The organism is Pseudoalteromonas espejiana DSM 9414 (genome assembly GCF_002221525.1).
In the GTDB taxonomy this organism is placed as follows: Bacteria; Pseudomonadota; Gammaproteobacteria; order Enterobacterales; family Alteromonadaceae; genus Pseudoalteromonas; species Pseudoalteromonas espejiana.
In genome coordinates this window covers 3,644,767-3,664,725 of record NZ_CP011028.1, presented here as the reverse complement: position 1 = coordinate 3,664,725, position 19,959 = coordinate 3,644,767, and the positions used below count along the sequence as shown (strand labels likewise).

16 protein-coding genes are annotated in these 19,959 nt (G+C 42.1%); 6 read left to right on the top strand and 10 right to left on the bottom strand.

Going from position 1 to position 19,959, the window contains the following annotated elements; all coding sequences use genetic code 11:
* Positions 1 to 129: 129 nt before the first annotated feature.
* The gene (locus tag PESP_RS16660) at positions 130 to 1,431 is read left to right on the top strand and encodes a DEAD/DEAH box helicase (RefSeq protein WP_089349022.1); all 1,302 of its coding nucleotides are present in this window, start codon (positions 130 to 132) and stop codon (positions 1,429 to 1,431) included.
* Positions 1,432 to 1,480: 49 nt separating this feature from the next.
* On the opposite strand, the gene PESP_RS16655 is transcribed toward PESP_RS16660, so the two are convergent.
* The 4 genes from PESP_RS16655 to PESP_RS16640 form a co-directional block, all read right to left on the bottom strand.
* A complete protein-coding gene (locus PESP_RS16655) occupies positions 1,481 to 2,614 on the bottom strand; it encodes a nuclear transport factor 2 family protein (RefSeq protein ID WP_089349021.1) in 1,134 nt (377 codons plus the stop codon).
* Positions 2,615 to 2,701: 87 nt separating this feature from the next.
* Entirely contained in the window at positions 2,702 to 3,724 is a 1,023-nt protein-coding gene (locus PESP_RS16650) for an AraC family transcriptional regulator (RefSeq protein ID WP_089349020.1), read from the bottom strand.
* Positions 3,725 to 3,946: 222 nt separating this feature from the next.
* The gene (locus tag PESP_RS16645; protein WP_089349019.1) at positions 3,947 to 5,332 is read right to left on the bottom strand and encodes a 5-methyltetrahydrofolate--homocysteine methyltransferase; all 1,386 of its coding nucleotides are present in this window, start codon (positions 5,330 to 5,332) and stop codon (positions 3,947 to 3,949) included.
* A 32-nt stretch (positions 5,333 to 5,364) separates the two neighbouring features.
* Positions 5,365 to 7,773, bottom strand: coding sequence for a TonB-dependent receptor (locus PESP_RS16640; protein WP_089349018.1), 2,409 nt, complete (start codon positions 7,771 to 7,773; stop codon positions 5,365 to 5,367).
* Between the two features lie 139 nt (positions 7,774 to 7,912).
* Between PESP_RS16640 and PESP_RS16635 the strand changes: the two genes are divergently transcribed.
* On the top strand, positions 7,913 to 8,329 hold the full coding sequence (locus PESP_RS16635; protein WP_089349017.1) for a MerC domain-containing protein: 417 nt from the start codon (positions 7,913 to 7,915) through the stop codon (positions 8,327 to 8,329).
* 142 nt (positions 8,330 to 8,471) lie between these two features.
* A complete protein-coding gene (locus tag PESP_RS16630) occupies positions 8,472 to 9,305 on the top strand; it encodes an alpha/beta hydrolase (RefSeq protein WP_089349016.1) in 834 nt (277 codons plus the stop codon).
* 176 nt (positions 9,306 to 9,481) lie between these two features.
* Here the strand turns inward: PESP_RS16630 and PESP_RS16625 are convergent, their stop codons facing one another.
* The 6 genes from PESP_RS16625 to PESP_RS16600 form a co-directional block, all read right to left on the bottom strand.
* A complete protein-coding gene (locus PESP_RS16625) occupies positions 9,482 to 10,384 on the bottom strand; it encodes a homocysteine S-methyltransferase family protein (protein ID WP_089349015.1) in 903 nt (300 codons plus the stop codon).
* 166 nt (positions 10,385 to 10,550) lie between these two features.
* The gene (locus PESP_RS16620) at positions 10,551 to 10,796 is read right to left on the bottom strand and encodes a DUF3297 family protein (protein ID WP_004586033.1); all 246 of its coding nucleotides are present in this window, start codon (positions 10,794 to 10,796) and stop codon (positions 10,551 to 10,553) included.
* A 70-nt stretch (positions 10,797 to 10,866) separates the two neighbouring features.
* On the bottom strand, positions 10,867 to 11,871 hold the full coding sequence (locus PESP_RS16615) for a YeiH family protein (RefSeq protein ID WP_089349014.1): 1,005 nt from the start codon (positions 11,869 to 11,871) through the stop codon (positions 10,867 to 10,869).
* The gene (locus PESP_RS16610) at positions 11,871 to 12,866 is read right to left on the bottom strand and encodes a TauD/TfdA family dioxygenase (protein ID WP_089349013.1); all 996 of its coding nucleotides are present in this window, start codon (positions 12,864 to 12,866) and stop codon (positions 11,871 to 11,873) included. The genes PESP_RS16615 and PESP_RS16610 overlap by 1 nt, the downstream gene beginning before the upstream one ends.
* Positions 12,867 to 12,875: 9 nt before the next feature.
* On the bottom strand, positions 12,876 to 13,838 hold the full coding sequence (locus tag PESP_RS16605) for an aldo/keto reductase (protein ID WP_089349012.1): 963 nt from the start codon (positions 13,836 to 13,838) through the stop codon (positions 12,876 to 12,878).
* A 214-nt stretch (positions 13,839 to 14,052) separates the two neighbouring features.
* Positions 14,053 to 14,802: a GntR family transcriptional regulator gene (locus PESP_RS16600; protein WP_089349011.1), complete on the bottom strand. Its 750-nt coding sequence runs from the start codon at positions 14,800 to 14,802 to the stop codon at positions 14,053 to 14,055.
* A gap of 170 nt (positions 14,803 to 14,972) precedes the next feature.
* Between PESP_RS16600 and PESP_RS16595 the strand changes: the two genes are divergently transcribed.
* The 3 genes from PESP_RS16595 (at position 14,973) to PESP_RS16585 (ending at position 19,740) form a co-directional block, all read left to right on the top strand.
* Positions 14,973 to 15,740 carry a sulfite exporter TauE/SafE family protein gene (locus PESP_RS16595; protein ID WP_245852109.1) on the top strand — a complete coding sequence of 256 codons (768 nt, stop codon included), beginning with the start codon at positions 14,973 to 14,975 and terminating at the stop codon, positions 15,738 to 15,740.
* 107 nt (positions 15,741 to 15,847) lie between these two features.
* A complete protein-coding gene (locus tag PESP_RS16590; protein WP_089349010.1) occupies positions 15,848 to 17,908 on the top strand; it encodes a glycoside hydrolase family 31 protein in 2,061 nt (686 codons plus the stop codon).
* A gap of 92 nt (positions 17,909 to 18,000) precedes the next feature.
* Entirely contained in the window at positions 18,001 to 19,740 is a 1,740-nt protein-coding gene (locus PESP_RS16585) for a solute:sodium symporter family transporter (RefSeq protein ID WP_174694390.1), read from the top strand.
* Positions 19,741 to 19,959 lie beyond the last annotated feature (219 nt).

The window sequence follows — 19,959 nt, the reverse complement described above, 5'->3', positions numbered from 1 at the left end:
AGTCAAGTTTATTACTTACAACACGCAGCTGTTACCTATAAAAACATTAAAATCACTAATCCCTACTTAATAAGTGCTAAATACGCTAAAATTACAGGCTACTTTTTTAGCAATAAGCCCGTAATAAATATGACCTCAGCCACAAGCCCTAGCACCTTTAACGAACTTGGCCTTATTCCAGAGCTACAAGCTCGTTTAACCGATTTGGAATATAACCAACCTACGCCAATTCAAGCTAAGGCGATTCCAAGTGTACTTGCTGGTAGCGATTTAATTGCGGGGGCTAATACTGGCTCAGGTAAAACAGCAACGTTTGCTTTACCTATGCTACAAAAGCTTTTTGTAGAGCAAAGCGCTAAAAAAACAGCGAGCAAAGGTAACTTTGTAACTGGGCTTATTTTGGTACCTACCCGTGAGCTTGCAACGCAGGTGGCCGATAGCGTTAAATCGTATTCTGCTAACTTTAATGGCGCAATTAAAACGGTAGCAGTATTTGGTGGTGTGTCGGTTAATACACAAATGCAGGCTCTACGCGGCGGCGCTGATATTATTGTTGCAACGCCAGGGCGTTTGCTCGATTTAATCTCAAGCAATGCTATTAAGCTCGATAAAGTAACAACCTTAGTGCTTGATGAAGCCGACCGCATGTTAAGCCTTGGCTTTACCGAAGAGCTTGCTGAGTTATTAGCGTTAATGCCTGCTAAAAAACAAACTATGTTGTTTTCAGCAACCTTCCCAGAGCAAGTCACTCAATTAACACAAGAGCTGTTAACCAACCCTGTTGAAATACAAGTTCAAAGCAAAGACGAAAGCACCTTAGTACAGCGCGTATTTACGGTTAATAAAGGCGAAAAAACCACGGTTTTAGCGCATTTAATTAAAGCGCATAAATGGCGCCAAGCACTTATTTTTGTAAACGCTAAAAAAGACTGTGAGCACTTAGCAGGTAAGCTTGAAAAGCGTGGTATTAACGCACAGGTATTTCATGGTGATAAAGGCCAAAGTGAGCGTACTCGCGTAATAGAAAAATTTAAAGCGGGTGAAATAGAAGTACTTATTGCCACCGATATAGCAGCCCGTGGTTTAGATATTGCCAAACTGCCTGTTGTTATTAACTTTAACTTACCGCGCAGCCCCGCTGATTACATGCACCGTATTGGCCGAAGCGGCCGTGCCGGTGAAGTTGGCCTAGCGTTATCGTTAATTGATTATGAAGACTTTCATCACTTTAAAATAATCGAAAAGAAAAACAAACTTCGTTTAGAGCGTGAGGAAGTAACGGGTTTTGCGGTAAACCAAGCAAACCTTGATGCGGCCCTTGCACTTAAAAACGATAAGCCAATGGCAAAGCCAGAAGGCACAGGTAAGAAAAAGAAGAAAAAACCCAACCAAGAAGATGACGTATGGAGCGGCTGGCAAGGTCGCAATTGATAGGTACATAAAAGCCGATGCAAGTCGGCTGTTTTATTGGTTTATTAAATTACATGGTATTTAGTTGTTTAATCATCGCTTGGGCTACTTCTCGTGAAGATTGATAATTTGTACCGGTAATAATCCGTCCATCAACTTGAATAAATGATTGGTTTCGTTGCCCATAATTGAATATTCCACCGCGTTGTTTAATGAGGCTGTCTATCGCAAAGGGAAATTGTTGATAATAAGCGGCGTCTGTTTTTTCAAAGGCTGTTGGGTAGCCTGTAATTTTACGCCCTGCGACTAAGTACTCGCCACTAGCCAGTTTGAGATTAACGATACCTGCGGTGCCATGGCAAACAGCCGAAATTATCCCTTTATTTTGTTCGTAAACATGCATAGAAATTGCTTGAATGTTTTTGTTTTCCGCGACCTGATACATCGCATTACCGCCGCCAACATAATGAACAGCTAAATACTTTTCAGGGTCGACTTGTTCAGGTGCTAATGTGTACGCTAACTTGTACATAAAATCTTGATTATAAATGTATTGGCGATGTGTTTTATCTGAAGTATTAATATAGGCTAGTGGTAAGGTACCCCCTTTGCTACTTACAACATCAACCTGATAGCCTGCATTTATGAATACGTCATAAGCTTCTACTAATTCAGAAAAGCTAGTGCCAGTAGCTAGGGCTGAGTCGCCATGAAAGTCGGCGCTCGATACTATAAATAACACACGTTTATCCATCGCAGCTAAAACCTGTTCTGATTGTGTGATATCCAGTTGGTTGGCTGTTTTACTAACAATTTTCCAGCCATCAGAAAAGCGTTTTAGTAAGAACTGATCGATGTATTGTTTTACGGGTGAGGCGGTCGTTATTTTTGCACGAGCCGTGGCTATATCGTTATCAACAGTTATTGAAAGAATAGCACCTGTTCGCGTGGCTTTTTTTGTTTTAAACCAACTTGCAAATTCCTTTGCCGTAACTTGCCAAAAGGGTTTATTAGGATGACTCAGAATTAGGCTTGCTTTAGGGTGAAATGCTGAAGTTATTAAAGTTGGATCTGCATTGCTGGTACCGTTTATGTATTTTTGAATGACCTCTTGCACAGCTTGCTGTTGCTTAGAGTTATTCGCTAAGGTTGAAAAGTGAGTGATTATCAGTAGTAATGTAAAAATTTTAATGATTGTTTTCATAGATATAAGCTCTTAATTGATTGTGCCTTCAATTTAAGCTAACTATATTTAAAACAATGAATTAGTTTATATTTTAGGAGTCTCGAATTATAAATTGAGAGCTCTATACTTATTTGGAGTCAATCCAGTTTGTTGTTTAAACGCATTATAAAATGTGGATGGTGCGCTAAAACCGCTTTGCTCTGCAATATCATCAATACTGGTGTTTGGGCGTGCAAGCAATAGCTCTTTTGCACATGCCACGCGCAAACTATTGACGTATTGTTTAAAGTTCATTTGATAGTGCTCATTGAGCAATTGCGATAAAACAGTATGCGATGTTGACAACCGTTTAGCCAAGCGAGGCAAAGTTAACTGTGGATCGATATACAGCTGATCTTTAGCCATCAATTGATTTAGCAAAATAGAGTACTGTTCTGCCTGCTCTTTAGACAATTTATTATTGGCGTATTTATCTACTTTATTCGATGAAGACGAAGGTGGTTTTAACAGTGTTATTAACGATAAATATAAGACGACCGAAAAACTGATCGCTCCCATAATATAAGATGTATATGAGGCAGTAAAGTACGCCAGCCAAATTAAGCTACACCCAACGATAGTGATAAATGTTTGCTCAGAAAGAAGCTGCTTCCAATTACTGGCTACTTCTTGAAAGCGAGAATAATAAAGGTAGCTTGCGATTATAAGGCAGACAAACCATAGATAGCTTGAGCCTCGGTATAGCCAGTATTGCCATAATTCAAGATTTGCACTGTAGGGATAAACCACCCCAATAGTCAAAATAACCCCCGCTAGAAAAATTAGTAGCCTGCTAGGGTGGTTATTTTCAGTGACTGATGTTGATTTCGTATAGGTGTAGACAACTAAGCAGGGGCCAAGTAGGCAGCATGCGGTCAGCCCTATTTGTAAAATACTTTTATCGAGTGTGGGTATAAAATAAAAGGCGACTGATTTAGCAATACGAACACTGATTAGTAACAGTAGGGTAGCTAGCCATACGTCTGAAGGTTGTTTATTTTTACGTACAAATAGCCATAGCGCCAATATAACGCCGTTGAATGCGCCTAATGAAGAAAAGAAAAACAATAGGTATGAATAAGCGTTCATAAAAAGTTAAGTCCATTAATTTGCGTTAACTATCCCAAATTAACCTTTGAATCGCAAATCTATTGCTATACCTAATTTTTAGATTAATAAAGCGCTTTATTAAATAATCCGAGCTCAAGCTAAACAAGTAAAAAAGCCGAACAATTTAAAGTATTGTTCGGCAATAGCGTTTTATACTGCAGGCGTTCTATCAGTATTCACGGTGTTATGTACGCTCGAAGCTTAATGTTCTTCCTCTTGCGCAATACCAAGCCAAGTAATTGCACTAGGAGCAAAAGTAAGCTCAACCTCACTTTCAATTTCTAAGTCTTCAAGGTGTACTTGCACAACGTGCTGAGCAATCGGGTCGGCTACATAAGCAAACTGACCATTTTGCGCCACTGTCATGCTAAAGCTCATGCCCTCTGGCATGGTTGATACATCTTGCTCTGTAATATCAACTTGACCTTCAAGCTCCCAATGCATTTCGCCATCATGGTCGTGTGCACTAAATACATTTAAAAAGCCTAAGCTGTCTAATATTAAAAAGTGCTCGCCATGGGCAGAAAAAGAGTACGACACAGCACTTGCGCCGTCGGCTAGTTGCCATTCTAGTTCTTCCATTTGTGCTGTTGCTGGGTTAATAGTTACAATTACGGCTTCGCCACCACCATGGCCAGATGCTACGCCAATAAAGGTCTCGCTATCTTCGTGGCCATAAATACTACCAATACGTAAATCGCCAACGGCTGCAATGTTCGCTATTTTTTCAGCTTCGTATTCATCATCGTGCTGGTGGGCTAATAACACACCATCGCTACAGCCAAATGCTACATAGTCGTGGTTTTGTGCTGCGCCGTGTAAATCAGGACACGTAACGTCTAAGGTTTGTTCAAGCTCATATTCACCATCATGAAAATGATAAACACCTACTTGGTCTGGCAGTACTTTAGCAACCGATGTGCTTTCGCTGTCATCACGGCGAAGTGTTGATAATAAATGCTCACCGCGTGGCTCTGCTACACCGTGCATATTAATATCGTAGCTAATACCCGGTAGCGTTGCTGTTGCGCTTGTTATGTCGTTATCTGTTAATACTTCAACAGAGGCAGTTGTGCCTGAGTCTGCATCACCATCATAAAATACCGCTAATTGGCCGTCATGTTTTACAAGGTGAGTAGGGCGGCTACCACTTGTTAGCTCATAACTACTAGCCGCTGGGCTTTGCTCGTAGTCATGTAAATGCTCGCCGTGGTCTTCACGCCATAAACCACCATCAATAAAGCCTAAGTAATCTTGTGCGCGGCTTGCAATAACGGCATAACGAAAATCAGGTGATGACGATAGCGTGTTTGAATCATTCGTCAGGGTAAATGTTTCAAGTAAAGCGTTGTCATCTAGGTCATAAAAACTAGCTTCGTTGCTATCGCCTGCAAGTACAGCTAATCTGCCTAATGAGTCAATTGTGTAGCCATCATCATGGTCGTGATCATCATCGTCATGATCGTGCTCGTTTTCTACAACAATAGGATCTTTTTCTACAATATTGGTCTGGGCATCGCCACAGGCTGTAATAAATGTAGTGCTAATGGCCAGCGCAATAAGCTTTAATTTGTATAGTTTTTTCATGTTTATTTCCTTTAATTATAATTTTTTAATGCTTAAAAATAACCGCGAATGCCTAGCGCAAAGCTACGCCCTGGACGTGGTGCTATATTTTTTACAAACGAACTGTGCACGCGTGCTTCTGTATCTGTTAAGTTGCTGCCTCGCAGGTAAACAGACATATCTTGGTTTAATACTGAAAGGTCGTAAGAGATGCTTGCATCAACCAATGTGTAGCCGTCTGTGGCTGTTTCTTGTGGGGCTGTGCGGTCTTGCTTTTGATAGCGAGTAACGTGAATATGCGCACTTAATTTATCTATTTGATAGCTTAACTCGCTACCAAAACGAAGTGGTGGAGTACGGGGTAAGTCGCCGCCGTCTTTAAGGCGTGCACGAACGTAATCAGAGAACAAGTCTACTTTAAATTCATCGGTTAATTGCCACGCAATTTGCGCTTCAAAACCATGTAAAATTACATCGTCTGTTTTAAATAAATAAACAGGTAGCTCTGATGAATGGTCGTGTTCGTCAGCGCCTTCTTCTTCATCGCCATGGTCGTGGCCACTTTCAGCGAATAAACCTGTGTCTATTTGGTAATAGTAATTATCTACTTGGTTATAAAAGGCATTTAAAATAAAGCCAACGTCACCTTGGGTTTTACGCAGGGTTAAATCGATATTATTGGCTGTTTCTAGGTCAATTGTTTGACTAGATAAACCTAAATGGCCGTCTTCATCTAAATCAAACAGTGCGCCTACTTCGTAAGTGCCAGTACCAATGTGCGGCCCAAACGATAACAACTCAGAAGCAGAAGGCGCGCGTTCAGAGCGCGATACAGAAAGCCCTAAGTTATAGTTAGGTGTAAAATCCCACACTACGCCTGCCGATAAACTGATTGGCGTAAATTCGTGCTCTACGTCAAATACACGAGTGGTTTCTGCGCTTTCTTCGTGGTCGTGATCATGCTCGTCGGCTTCTTCTGCTTCATCATGTGCGTGAGCGTCAATATTTGGTAGTAATACGTCGCCTGCTTCAATTGTTACACGCTCAATACGCCCACCTAGCTGCACTAAAAAATCACCAAAGTGTCTTTCTTCCATTAGCGCTACAGCAAAGCTTTCGGTTTCTGATGGAGGAGTAAAGGCCTCTTCACCTTGTGCTTCAACATCGCTTTGTTTGTAATGAAAGCTAATGCCGCCATTCCACTCGTTAAATTGGTTATGTAGTAGGTCTATGCGAAATTCGTTTGTTTCGTTTTTAAATGTGGTGCCTACAGCGCCACCTTCAATTTCAGCGTGTTCGTAGTCGGTGTGGCCAACGCGCAGGTTTACTTTGTTTAGCCATTTATTATCTAGGTTGTACTCACCTAATAATTGCACTTTAGTTTGCTCTAAATCAGCAAATACGCTTTCTTCTTCGTCGCTGTGCTCTTCCTCTTCATCACCGTGCGTATGGCCCGGAATACCGTATTGACGATTAAATTGCTCTACTGCTAAGCCAATAAAGCCGTTATCCATTAAGTAGCTAGCGCCAACAGTAAAACCGTCAGACTCTTCATTACTGTTTTCAACTTTGTAATCGCCACTATGGCCTTCACCGTCGCTATCTATATCAGCCGCTACAGGCACTTCGTAGTCATCGGCTTCACGCCAAAACGCGTCGGCATAAAATGCTACCGAGTCTGTGCCTGTGGTGGCATTAAACGAGGCCACTTTTTGGTTATCAGCAGAGTTATGTTCTAAGTTCCACTCGCCGCGTGTTGTGCTGTCGGTTGGTACGCGGTTATCTACCACATTTACTACGCCACCAATGGCGCCACTGCCATAAAACAGTGTTGCAGGACCGCGTAATACTTCAATTTGTTGTGCGGTTGAGGCTTCTGATGCAACAGAGTGATCGGGGCCAACGCGCGACACATCACTGACATCAAGGCCATTTTGAGTAATAAGCACACGCGGGCCGCTTAAACCACGAATAATTGGCGTGCTGGCTACTTTACCGTGAAAGTTGGTATTAACACCTGGGAGTTTTTCAAGGCTGTCGCCAAGGGTTGCAGCTTGTTGACGTCTTAGTTGTTCGCCAGATAAAACACTAACAGGTGATGCAGATTCCATTGCCGACATATGAATAGGAGTTGCTTCAATATCAATAACTTCAATAGGCGAGCGCTTTAAATTAAAAGTAACCGATTGGTTTTCATCGTTTGTTATTGTTATATCGCGATGAAGATGGGCATAACCTGGCGCCACAACATGAAGCTCTTTTAAGCCATTGTTTAGCTCTGCTATTACAAATTTACCGCTTTCATCGGTGGTTACTTTAAGGTCTGAGCCTTCTACTTCTATGGTTGCATTGGTAACTACTTTACCTTTGTTGTTTAGAACAACGCCTTCAATTGTGGATGCAAGCACACTTGCAGGTAATAAAGCTGCAATGAGAACAGCTAATTGTGATCTACTTTTCATTTGACTACCCTGTTAGATGTTATATTATATCAATTGTGCGGGAAATGTTATAATGTATCAAGTTCAATTAACGATTGTTACTTACATGCCTTTTAAAACGTAAAGCCGTTGTTTATAAAATTGATTAGTAGAGGAAGTAATGAAGTCGAGTCAGAGTGTTATGGACCGTATGGCGATTGGGTTATCGTTAATGTGCACAGTACATTGTTTTGCAACCCCAGTTATTTTAGCGTTATTGCCAAGCTTTGCTGTACTGCAAATAGATAGCGAACAATTTCATTTATGGATTCTTGCAGCGGTATTGCCAACCAGTTTATTGGCGTTAAGCTTAGGCTGTAAAAAGCATAAACGTTTACGTTATATGGCCTGCGGCGTTATTGGGCTAGCCTTTATGATATTTGCAATATTGTTAGGAAACGAAATTGCCGAAAAAGCGCTTACTTTAATTGGATCGGCTTTTATTGCTGTAGCCCATTGGTTTAATTACCAACAGTGCCTTAAAAAGAGTGACGATAAGTGCCCGTGTTCAGGAACCGAGTCTGATCAGGCAGCTTAGCGTTATCAGTGCTACAAACAGCTAACATGTAGCACTGCCTTTCAAGCCCGAGTGTTTATTTTTTAATAGCCTAAAGCTAAAAGTGAGTTAAAGTAATCACCCAATATTGGTTTATTACGCTTGGCTTAGGTTAATTAATATAATGAATACTGCTTTAAAATACTTGCTGTTACTTTGCGCTTTTATGTGTTTTAAATTAAGCGCAAATACCCCCTACCAAATCCCTAGAAGCAGCGTTATTGAGCTCACTGAGCCCGCGACCAATCGGGTATACCCTGTTTTTATTCAGCTTCCTAAGTCATATAAAAAGCACCCTGAAAAAATATATCCGGTTATTTATTTAACCGATGCACCGTATACGTTTCCTATTGTGGCGGGAGCTACGCGGTTTCCTATGAATAGTGGTAAAATGCAGCAGGCTATTATTGTGGCCATTAGTTACGAAAAAGGCTCTAAAGGCGCTAACAGCCGAATTAGAGACTACACCCCCAGTAAGGCTCAAAGCTGGAAAAAACAAACCGGTAACGCTCAAAATCATGCGCTGTTTTTAAAAAATACGGTACTGCCATTTATACAAAGTAACTACCGAGCAAGTAGCACACAAAAAACCTATATAGGTAATTCTTTAGGCGGGTTATTTGGTGCCACTATTTTATTTACGATGCCCGATTTATTTAACAATTATATTATTGGCAGCCCATCAGTTTGGTTTAATGACAATGCAATTTTAGCGCTACAAGCAAATAAACCTAAATTGCCTACAAAGGTTTATATATCGGTAGGGGCAAAGGAAACGCCAAGTTTTGGTGAAGGTCAAAATATGGTGGAGGGGGCAAAACAATTAGCGCAAAAAATTAATGCACTTAGCAGTGACAATATTGAACTAAAAAGCGTTGTTATTGAAGGGGCTAGCCATGCAACGGCTTTTCCTACTACGGCGATACAAGGGCTTGATTGGGTACACCAATCGACTTAAATATTTAATCATTCTAGCGTGCTAAATAGAGCGCTAACAGCGTTATAAATTTCTCATGTAGAACAACTACATGTCGATATTTATGCCTTGTTATCACGCTATTTATCTGTCGCTATAAATGCCTAATAACTTAACACGATTGGTGTAGCCAATAAGCTCTAAAAATTACTAAAAGCCTAAGCGCTTTCAAGTGCCTGCTTCCACTTTGCCAGTACTTCAATAAACTCTGGGCCTATACCACAGCAGCCGCCAATAACACTTGCGCCTAGGTTGTGCCATTTTTTTGCAAAGTCTAAATATTCTAATGGCGAAATATCGCGATACGCTTGCGAGCCTTCGTTGGCTTTGTAGTCGTGCGCAATGGGTGTAAAGCCATTAGCAAACGCCCCTAAAACAACGCTTTTATTTTGCTTGGCTAATACTGCGTTAGTATCGCTAAAGGCTTGCTCTATAACCTCAGGTATTGAGCAGTTAAAGAAAATACCCGCAACATTTTGCTCAAGCAAAGCCGCTACTGCGTCACTTACCAGCTCACCAGAGCGAAGTTTAGCTTGCTCGCTTACCACATCATTTAAGGTAAATGCGTAATAACATGGCTTGTTTGAGTCTTTAAGTACGCTTGCCATAACGTGCGCTTCTTCAATGCTCGATATGGTTTCACCAATCCATAAATCTACGTGCTCGTCTTGCGCCTTGTATAGCGTATCTAAAATAGTAAATGCGTGTTCGCTTTCAAATAGTTCAGGGCGGTAAGAGCCAAAGGCGGGTGGCAATGAACCTGCTACTAATACATTTTGTTTAGCGTTTTGAGCAACTTCTTTTGCGATGACCGCAGCTTGCTGCGCAAGGGCTGCACCTTGAGCTTGGTATAGCGTTTCACCTAAATGAAAGGGCACGCAGGCGTAGCTATTAACTGTAATAATTTCAGCGCCAGCGTCTATAAAACCTTGGTGAGCCTGCGTTACAAAATGTGGGGCTTCTATTAGAGCTTGTGCACTCCAAAGTGGCTGTGTAAACGGCGCGCCAATGCGCTTAAGTTCACGGCCCATACCGCCATCTAAAATAGTGAGTTTATTCATTACAGACTTCTATACTTCTAAACAATAAGGCGCTATTCAAACATAATTTTTTAAAATTCATAATGAAACTTTGTCACCTTAAACATGAAAAAAGCTCAATGCTTTTTATCGGGTATAAAAAAAGCGACATCTCGTAGGAGAGTCGCTTATTTAAGTAAGGTTTAGCTTACTTATAAAATACTTCTACTGTACCTTTTACTTTCATAAGTAAAGGTTGGCCGCGGCGGTCTAGCGCTTTAGGTGCGGCAATTTTAATCCAACCTTCGCTAATGCAGTACTCTTCTACGTCAAAGCGTTCTTTGCCATTTAAGCTTACGCCAATTTCGTGTTCAAACACTTCTTCTACGTAATGCTTGCTACGTGGGTTAATAGAAAGCTGATCAGGTAATGCTGGTTTTGTTGAATCGGTCATGGTTTTAATCTTTATTAAAAAGTGATGCGCTATTGTAGGCAATCCACTCAATACGCTCAAGGTTTAATGCTTAGCTACACAATACAAAGCCAAGTATTAACAGTGCTATCCAAATTGTTTCAGCAACAATCATTATTATTGGTTTTAAGCCCACCTCGGTGAGTTTGCCTAAGTTTGTTTTCATACCAATGGCGGCAATGGCGGCAATTAAAAAGAATCGAGAAAGCTCATTAGCGGTTTCGAGCACGATAGCTGGTAGGTTAAAGGTGCTGTTAATCAGCATTAAAATAACAAAGCCAATTAAAAACCCGGGTACTTTAGGCAACTCGCCATGGTTACCTTTATTTGAACGATTAATAACCACCATCATAATAAGTACTACTGGCAACAGCATGGCCACTCGTACTAGTTTGGTAAGTGTTGCTATATCGCCAGTTTCGGGCGATACCGAATAACCCGCACCTACTACTTGGGCTACATCGTGTATGGTGCCACCTAAAAATACGCCTGCGTTATGTGCATCAAACTCAAGGTAGTTAACCACAATAGGGTATAAAATCATTGCAATGGTCGACATGGCCGTTACGCCAATTACGGTAAGTAACGTATCGCGCTCTTTATGCTCGCTGTTGGGCATAATAGATGAAATAGCCAGTGCTGCCGATGCACCACAAATAGCCACTGATCCACCGGTGAGTGCGCCAAAGCGTTTTTGCAAACCAAATACACGGGCAAGTATTACGCCCAAAATAATGGTGGTAAAGATAGCGCCAGCTAGCATTAGGGCTGTTTGCCAGCCCAGTGTAACCAAATCGCCCAGTGCTATACGTGTGCCAAGTAAAACAATGCCTACGCGTAAAACCGTGGTGCCAGTAAAGTCTATGCCTTTAGCGCACGGGCTATCACTTTGATATAAAAACGACACCGCCATACCTAATAATAAAGCAAACAGCATAGCGGGTGCGCCATAGTGCTCACTTAAAAATAAAGCGGCAAGGCCAGTCATTGCAGCAATGCTGGCACCTTGCCATAACGGGGAAACTTTTACTTTTAATGCACCACTTAAGTTTTGCATTAGGCGTTGACAGCCGTAAGGGCTACAAGTACTTGGCGTTTGCGCTCGCCAGTAAATGGGCGGCGGCCATGCATGGCCATTTCGTTATCAACTAACGCTACATCGCCATCTTGCCAGGCTAAATCAAAGGTATAGTCTTTTGATAGCTCAACAATTTTTTCAAGCCCTTGTTTAGGAATGGCGCTGCCATCGCCAAAGGTAATAGCAACCGATGGGTTTTCGCGTACGCCTTTCCAGCCCATGTAAGCGGCAATAAGTTGGTTATAAAAAACCTGTACGCCGTTTTCAAGCGTGACTACCGCAGGTAAAACCGGAGTAATTGCTTTTAAAGAGCCATCTTCTAGCCATTCCCACTCGTAACCTAGCTCGGTAAGTTTGCTGTGCGCTTCGTCTTTGTTTTCAACGCTTAGGGTGCTTTTCCAGCTGCGGCCTTGGCCCGATGTTGCATCGTCGGCTGCGGGCATATAAGTGGTGTACTTTAAGCCTTTTTGCTCAAAGTCATCGGCTAATTGGCTATCAAATTGCTTTAATGCGCTAAATAATTTATCTGAGCGACAAAGCGGTGTCGCGCCGCCTTCCTCAGCTGCCGATTTACAAAAAAAGAACAGCTTACTTGGCGAAATAGGTGTTTGTGCCATTTCGTGATGAAGGTAAATTTCTACATCTTTGGGTGCTTCGTTAGCGGTAAATACACGCTCGGTAAAGTTAATACGCACCGCGTTAGATAGTGACTCTTGGTACGTAAAGTTGTCGTAATCAAACCCCGCTGAAAACGTATCAAACGTCTCGGCGCTATCAACAGGAAAGCCTCTAAACAATACAGCGCCTGAGCTGCGTAGTTTTTTAGCCAACTCGCTTTTGTGAGCGCGAATAAAAGCTACCGCTTCTTCAACGGTGCTGGCGTTATTGTTATTAACCACAATGCACGGAAAAACCGAGTCATCAAACGTTAATTGAGTAGGCACTTGGGCATAGTTAAGTTCGGTAGCTGACATTTTATTATCCTAATCGTAAATAGGGTGAAAACGGTTAAAGGCAGCTTCACAAAAGTGCCCTGGGTCGTTAAAACGGCGGTTGCTATTAAGCGCAGAAATTTGCGCCATTTCATGTTCTGTTAGTTCAAAGTCGAACAGCGCGAGGTTTTCTTTCATGCGTTCAAATTTAGAGGTTTTAGGAATAATGGCAGTGCCGCGTTGCACGCCCCAGCGCAGCACAACTTGTGCTGGCGTTTTGCCATGGTTTTGCGCCGCAGCTTTTACTACGCTTTGCTCAAGTACCGACTCTGTTTGATCGGCCATTTCTAGCTCAAGGTACGAAAGCGCACCGAGCGGCGAAAACGCAGTAACCGGAATATCGTACTGTTTAGCAAGCCTTACTAGTCGTTCTTGCGTTAAATAAGGATGCGACTCAATTTGCAGCATGGCTGGTTTAATTGTGGCGTAGGTCATTAAATCGTGAATAAGTGCGCTTGAGTAGTTACACACACCAATGCGTTTTGTTTTGTTGTTATGCACTTGCTCTTCCATTGCTTGCCACGTTAAATGCAGAGGCACATTTGCCAGCTCCATTTGTGGGTTTTGTGCATCTGGGTCTACAAACCACTCTGGTGGGTAGCGTGTTTCGATTGGTACAAACGTTTGTGCAATCGGAAAGTGAATTAAGTATAAGTCGAGGTAGTCGAGCTTTAAATCGCTCAAGGTTTTGTCAATGGCTAGCTCTACATGCTCTGGCGCATGAAAGGTATTCCATAGTTTTGACGTAACCCATAATTCTTCGCGAGTACAAAGGCCGTCTTTAATTGCTTGGTCTATGCCATCGCCAACTTGTTCTTCGTTGCCGTAGTCTGATGCGCAATCAAGGTGGCGGTAGCCTGCTTTAATGGCTTGGTATACCGTTTGTGCACAATCTTCTTGTGCTACTTTCCATAAACCGAACCCTACTGGAGGGATGTTATTTAATGAACTCATTGGGAATTCCTGTTAAAATTGCATAATGACTTAGGTCTTGTATAAGACATAAGTTATTATACGAATCTAACAGTGTCAACACTGTGTTAACGTTAAAATAGTAAATGGTTAAGTTAAAAAACCTGCAGGCAGCAAAAAGGCAGCGTTTGCTGCCTTTAAAAAATATTTAATAAGTGTGCGCTAATATAAATAATTAGCGGTTAAACGCAGTGCGTTAATCAAGTTCAATTTGGTAGTGGTAATGATCGCTACGGCATCGGCTTAAACGGTACTCTATGCGTTTACCTTCGATTGATTCGGTAATGCGCGATACCAATAGCAGTGGCTCGCCTGCTTTAATCGCAAGGAGTTTAGCGTCGGTTGCATCTGCTAATACCGCTTTAATGCTGTCTTGGGTTTTATGTACAGTTTGGTTAAATTTGGTTTGGTAGTAATGGTACAATGTATGCGGAATATCACTACTTTGATGTATATCAGGAAAGAAACTTTGCGGTAGGTATATAGTTTCGCTCATACAAAATTCGTTATCGAGAATACGTCTGCGCACAAGCTTAGTGACCTTGTCTTTTTTATTAAGTTGCAGGGCATCAATAACATCTTGTGGTGCAGGGCAAAGTTCAACCGATAATAGCTCGGCTTTAGGTAGATCGGCGCCTTTACCGTCGGCCTGTAGCGGAAAAAACCTAAACAGGGCATCTTGCGCGGTATGCTCAGATACAAACGTACCAACACCTTGGCGGCGAGTGACTATTTTATCGTCAGTTAATAAATTAAGTGCTTTACGAACAGTGCCTTGGCTTACATTAAATTCTTCAGCAAGGCGAAATTCGCTTGGTAATGCTTCGCCAGGAACCCAGCGTCTTTCTACAATGAGCTGTTTAATATAATCAGCCACTTGTAAGTAAAGTGGTTGAAAAGCCAAGCTTGGGCCACTTAATTTGTGATCAAACATAGAGTTACTCATTGTTATTTACCATTAAATAAAATCCACCTGTATTTATATCATAGGTGAAAACTTTTGCGCATCTTTGCGCAAGCTCAATTAATTGTGAACTATTGCAATACAGTTTGTTTTTACATTATGCCTAAAAACAAATCGTTACACTACAATAGCGCACATCTAGGAAATTTAAAGTGCTCAGTATTTCGTTAGAACTCATATTGCTTATGGCGCTGTGCCTAAGCCTTGCCACCATAATGCAAACGCTTAGCGGGTTTGGCTTTGGATTGCTGGTGGTTGCCAGTTTTACGCTGCTAGATGTTTTACCGCTCACTGCGACTACATTTTTAGTGAGCTTATTGGGTTTGGTTAACTCCACAACTGTGGTGGTAAAAAACCGCAGCTCGGTAAAATTACCCGAGCTTAAACTAATGTTGTATACCGGCATTCCGTTAATGCTGATAGGTTTTATACTGCTTGAATATATGTCGTCGCATTTAACGCAATTTTTAAACTTTATTTTAGGTATTAGTATTTTGCTGTGTTGTGGCTTAATGCTAATTGGCCGTGAAAGAGCCAACAAACAAAGCAGTAGTAGCTCATTTTTAATTGCAGGCGGTGTAAGTGGGTTATTGGGCGGGTTGTTTTCAACCTCGGGGCCGCCGCTGGTTTTTCAGTGTTATAAACAAAGTTGGTCTATTGAGGCCATACGCAGCACGTTACTAGCGGTATTTACCATTGGCGGCTTAGTACGTGTAGGTATTGCATTATTTGGCACCTTACCTGAGCTCGACATCATGTTTTTAATTGCAGCGGCCATACCTCTTGTGCTTTTAGTTACACACTTTGCCCGTAAATTAACGCCTTACGTTGATGCAAAATGGATTCGTATAATAGCAATTACATTGCTTGGCTTAAGTGGTGTATCGCTGGTGGCTACATCGGCACCGGGTATATTTTAAATCAAGGGCGTAAAATAACTTAACTTGAGTTTATTTACGTTGACATGGGGATTACAATTATTTAACTTGTGTCTTATACAAGACTAATAATTGGTTAAGGAACTCCCATGAATGCATTTGAATTACGTGAGCCAGACTGGAACGCAATAGAGCCAGCACGCTTAACTGCAGAGCCCAAGTTACAAGGCCATGTGCTAGTTTTACCGACTCAATTTGGCGAGGTTAGCGTTACCATAAGCCAGTTTGGTTTACGTTTAAATGCAGGCTCCACGCATGACGAGACGTTTAAAATATTAACCACCACCCCTTCTAACTTACCGCTATCACTTAATAAATTAGACCAAGGCTTTGAAGCCACAGCCGGTGAGTACCGCTTAGAATTTTACAGCGACCCTTTTTACTTTAAGCTTTATAAAAACGATAAATTAGTACAGCAATCAGCGACCGATGGCCACTTTGTGCGCCAGCATCGTTTACCACCACTGGCTAAAACTGATAACGGCTGGATTTTAAGCCTAGAGCTTAATTACGACGAAGCCGTTTACGGCCTTGGCGAAAAGTGGGGCAAGCTTGATAAACGCGGCCAACTTATTCGCTCATACAACCACGATGCACTGGGCGTAAACGCCGAAAAATCATATAAAAATACGCCATACGCTTGGAGCCCAGAAGGCTGGAACTTATTTGTACACACGCCAGCGCCTGTTACACATGGTGTAGGTTACGCGCTTTGGTCGCAACGTGCTTACGTGTGCTTAGTAGAAGATGACGCGCTAGATGTATTTTTATACCAAGAGCAAACGCCTGCACAAAGTATTAATCGCTACTGCGAGCTAACCGGTTTTGCACCGGTACCACCGCAGTGGAGCTTTGGTGTTATTTTATCAAAAGCATATTACAAAGACGCCGACGAGCTATTAAGTGTAGCCCGCGAAGTACGCGCTAAAAATATGCCGTGCGATGTAATAACCCTTGATGGCCGTGCATGGCAAGACACCGATACTCGCTTTGCCTTTGAATGGGACCCAACACGTTACGCCGACCCAAAACCTGTGCTTGATGAACTAAAAGCCATGGATTTTAAAATTTGTGTGTGGGAATACCCTATGATCTCGGTAAACAACCCATTATTTGCAAAAGCGGCCGAAAACGGTTGGCTAATAAAAGACAAACGCACAGGTAAAGCGTATCAATACGAGTGGGACTTAAGCCCATTTGGCGAAGTACTTACGCCCTTACCAGAGTCGGGTATTTTAGATTTTACTCACCCCGACGCTTACGAATACTGGCTCGAATCGCACAAGCCATTGTTTGAGCTTGGCGTAGATATGATAAAAGCAGACTTTGGCGAACAGCTAGAAGACGAAAATATGGTATCGCACAGTGGTGACAGCGGCATAAGACTACACAATGTTTATAGCATGTTATACAACCGCTGCGTTTATGAAGCCGCCGAAAAATACTGTAAAACAGGGCCATTTTTGTTTAGCCGATCTGCATGGACTGGCAGCCAACGATTCCCTGCACAATGGGGCGGTGACCCACAGGCCGATTGGCAAGGTTTAGCGGCGAGTATTCGCGGCAGCTTAGCGTGGGGCATGTCGGGCGGGCCATTTTTTGCAACCGACATTGGCGGTTTTTACAAAGACACCCGCGATGCAGAGCTTTATGTACGTTGGGCGCAAGCGTCGGTATTTAGTGCGCATATGCGCTTACATGGTATTGGCCCTCGCGAACCGTGGTCATACACTGAGCAAGCAAGTGACGCGGTATTTGCAGCGCTTAAATTACGCTATCAGTTAATTCCTTACTTACAAGAGTGTGCAGAGCAAGCGCAGCAAACAGGGATGCCTATTCAGCGTGCTATGGCACTGGCATTTCCTGATGATGTACTGGCACATAGTTTTGATCAGCAATTTATGTGCGGTGAAAAACTCCTTGTGGTGCCATGTGTTGTACCAAACGGTAAAGTTAAATTTTATTTGCCACAAGGCGAGTGGGTGCGCTTCCCTGATGCACAAACGTACCAAGGCGGAAAATATTACGAAGAAACATTAGAGCTTACACAAATGGCCGTATTTGTTCGTAAAGGCGATACGCTAATGCTAGGTCCAGATGTTCAACACACAGAACAAGACATGAGCCAGCTAACAGCATGGCCAAAATAAAACTCGGTAAATAGCAAACACACACAACACACACAATAATAAAGATATTAGCTTACTTTTTACCGAGTAAAGTAAGCTAAAAGGGGCGCAAGATGGAAGGTATGAACATTACCATGACACTGCTATCGTGCTTGGCGTTTATGGCGCTAGTAGGATATATCTCGTACCAAAAAACCAAAGGGGAAGTTAACACCCAAGACGGCTACTTTTTAGCGGGCCGTGGTTTAACAGGTACATTTATAGCGGGGTCAATGATCCTCACTAACTTATCGGCCGAGCAGCTTATTGGCCTCAATGGCTCAGCGTATGGTTACAACCTAAGTTCTATGGCGTGGGAAGTAACAGCTGGGGTATCAACCATTATAATGGCGCTGATCTTTTTACCGCGCTATTTAGCCGGTGCGTTTTCTACCTTACCTGAATTTTTACGGGATCGTTTTGACGATACCGTACGCCGCATGACGGTGATCTTATTTATGGTAGGGTATTGTTTTATAACGATCCCTTCTGTTTTGTATTCAGGATCAATCGCCGTTCTTAGGCTGTTTGATGTACCTACCTTATTAAATATGAGCTACCAAGCAAGTTTAATTGTAACCATTATTACAGTAGGCTCTGTGGGCGCTATTTACGCGGTATTTGGCGGTTTAAAGGCGGTTGCGGTATCAGATACCATTAACGGTGTTGGGTTATTAATTATTGGTATTTTAGTGCCTACACTTGGGCTTATTGCCCTTGGCGATGGCAACTTTGCCGATGGCCTAAGCACACTTGTAAACACCGATACCGAAAAACTCAACGCCATTGGTAGCGAGGATGATCCCGTGCCATTTGGCACCATTTTTACCGGTATGATCCTCGCAAATTTATTTTACTGGGGCACAAATCAGTACGTGATCCAGCGTACATTGGGCGCCAAAAACTTAGTAGAAGGTCAAAAGGGCGTGTTGTTTTCAGGGTATTTTAAAGTACTAGTACCCTTTATGATGATGATCCCAGGCGTTATTGCTTATCATCTTTATAAGCACGAAAGCTTGCAGACCATTGATTTAGCTTACCCACATTTAGTGAAAGATGTACTGCCTCAGTATTTATCTGGGTTCTTTTTAGCTGTGCTACTAGGTGCGGTATTTAGCTCGTTTAATTCACTGCTAAATAGTGCAGCCACATTGTTTTGTTTAGATGTTTACAAACCAATGAAAAAAGACAAAGTAAGCGACGAAAAGCTTATTAAAGTGGCCAAAATTACCAGTATTGTAATTGCTATATTGTCGTTTATTACTGCGCCACTGCTGATGTTTGCGCCAGAAGGTTTATGGCACATTATTCGTGTATTTACAGGCTTTTATAACATTCCGGTTATTACCATTGTATTGGTAGGCTTGTTTACTCGCAAAGTGCCTGCATTGGGCGCTAAAGTGGCCATTATTTTCCATATTATTGCCTACACCTTGCTTAAATTTGTGTGGGACGTAGACATTAACTTTATCCATATTTATGCCATTTTGTTCTTTATAGAACTTGCGATTATGTTGGGTATTGGTTACTACAAACCCCTTGCGACCCCGTGGAAATTTACCCGCAAAGCAGAGGTAAACTTAAGCCCTTGGAAATACGCGCTGCCTTGCGCCATTGTATTAGTAAGCTTAATTGTAAGCCTGTATATACTGTTTTCTCCGCTTGGGCTTGTTGGTGGTACTAGCGTGTACTTTGTACCGAGCTTAGTTGCCGTTTGGAGTAGCGCCTTTGTGCTCAGCTGGTGGAGTGTACGCCGTTGGCATAAGCGCTACGAAAGCAGCTTAGCGCACATTGGTCTTGCTAAAGCCACATAATACCAATGTGCAATAATACTTAATCATTTTGCGGGGCTAAACGTGTCGCTACCTACGTTAAAAAATTCTCATTTAGAACAACTAAATCGCGAATTTTTTGCCTAGCTACCAACACGTTTTTCCAGCCTCAAAATAGATTACTTAATAAAGTGAATTGGTATAACGCGGCTTTATATTCTAAATACAAAATTTAAATCACATTTTATTCACATAATGTTT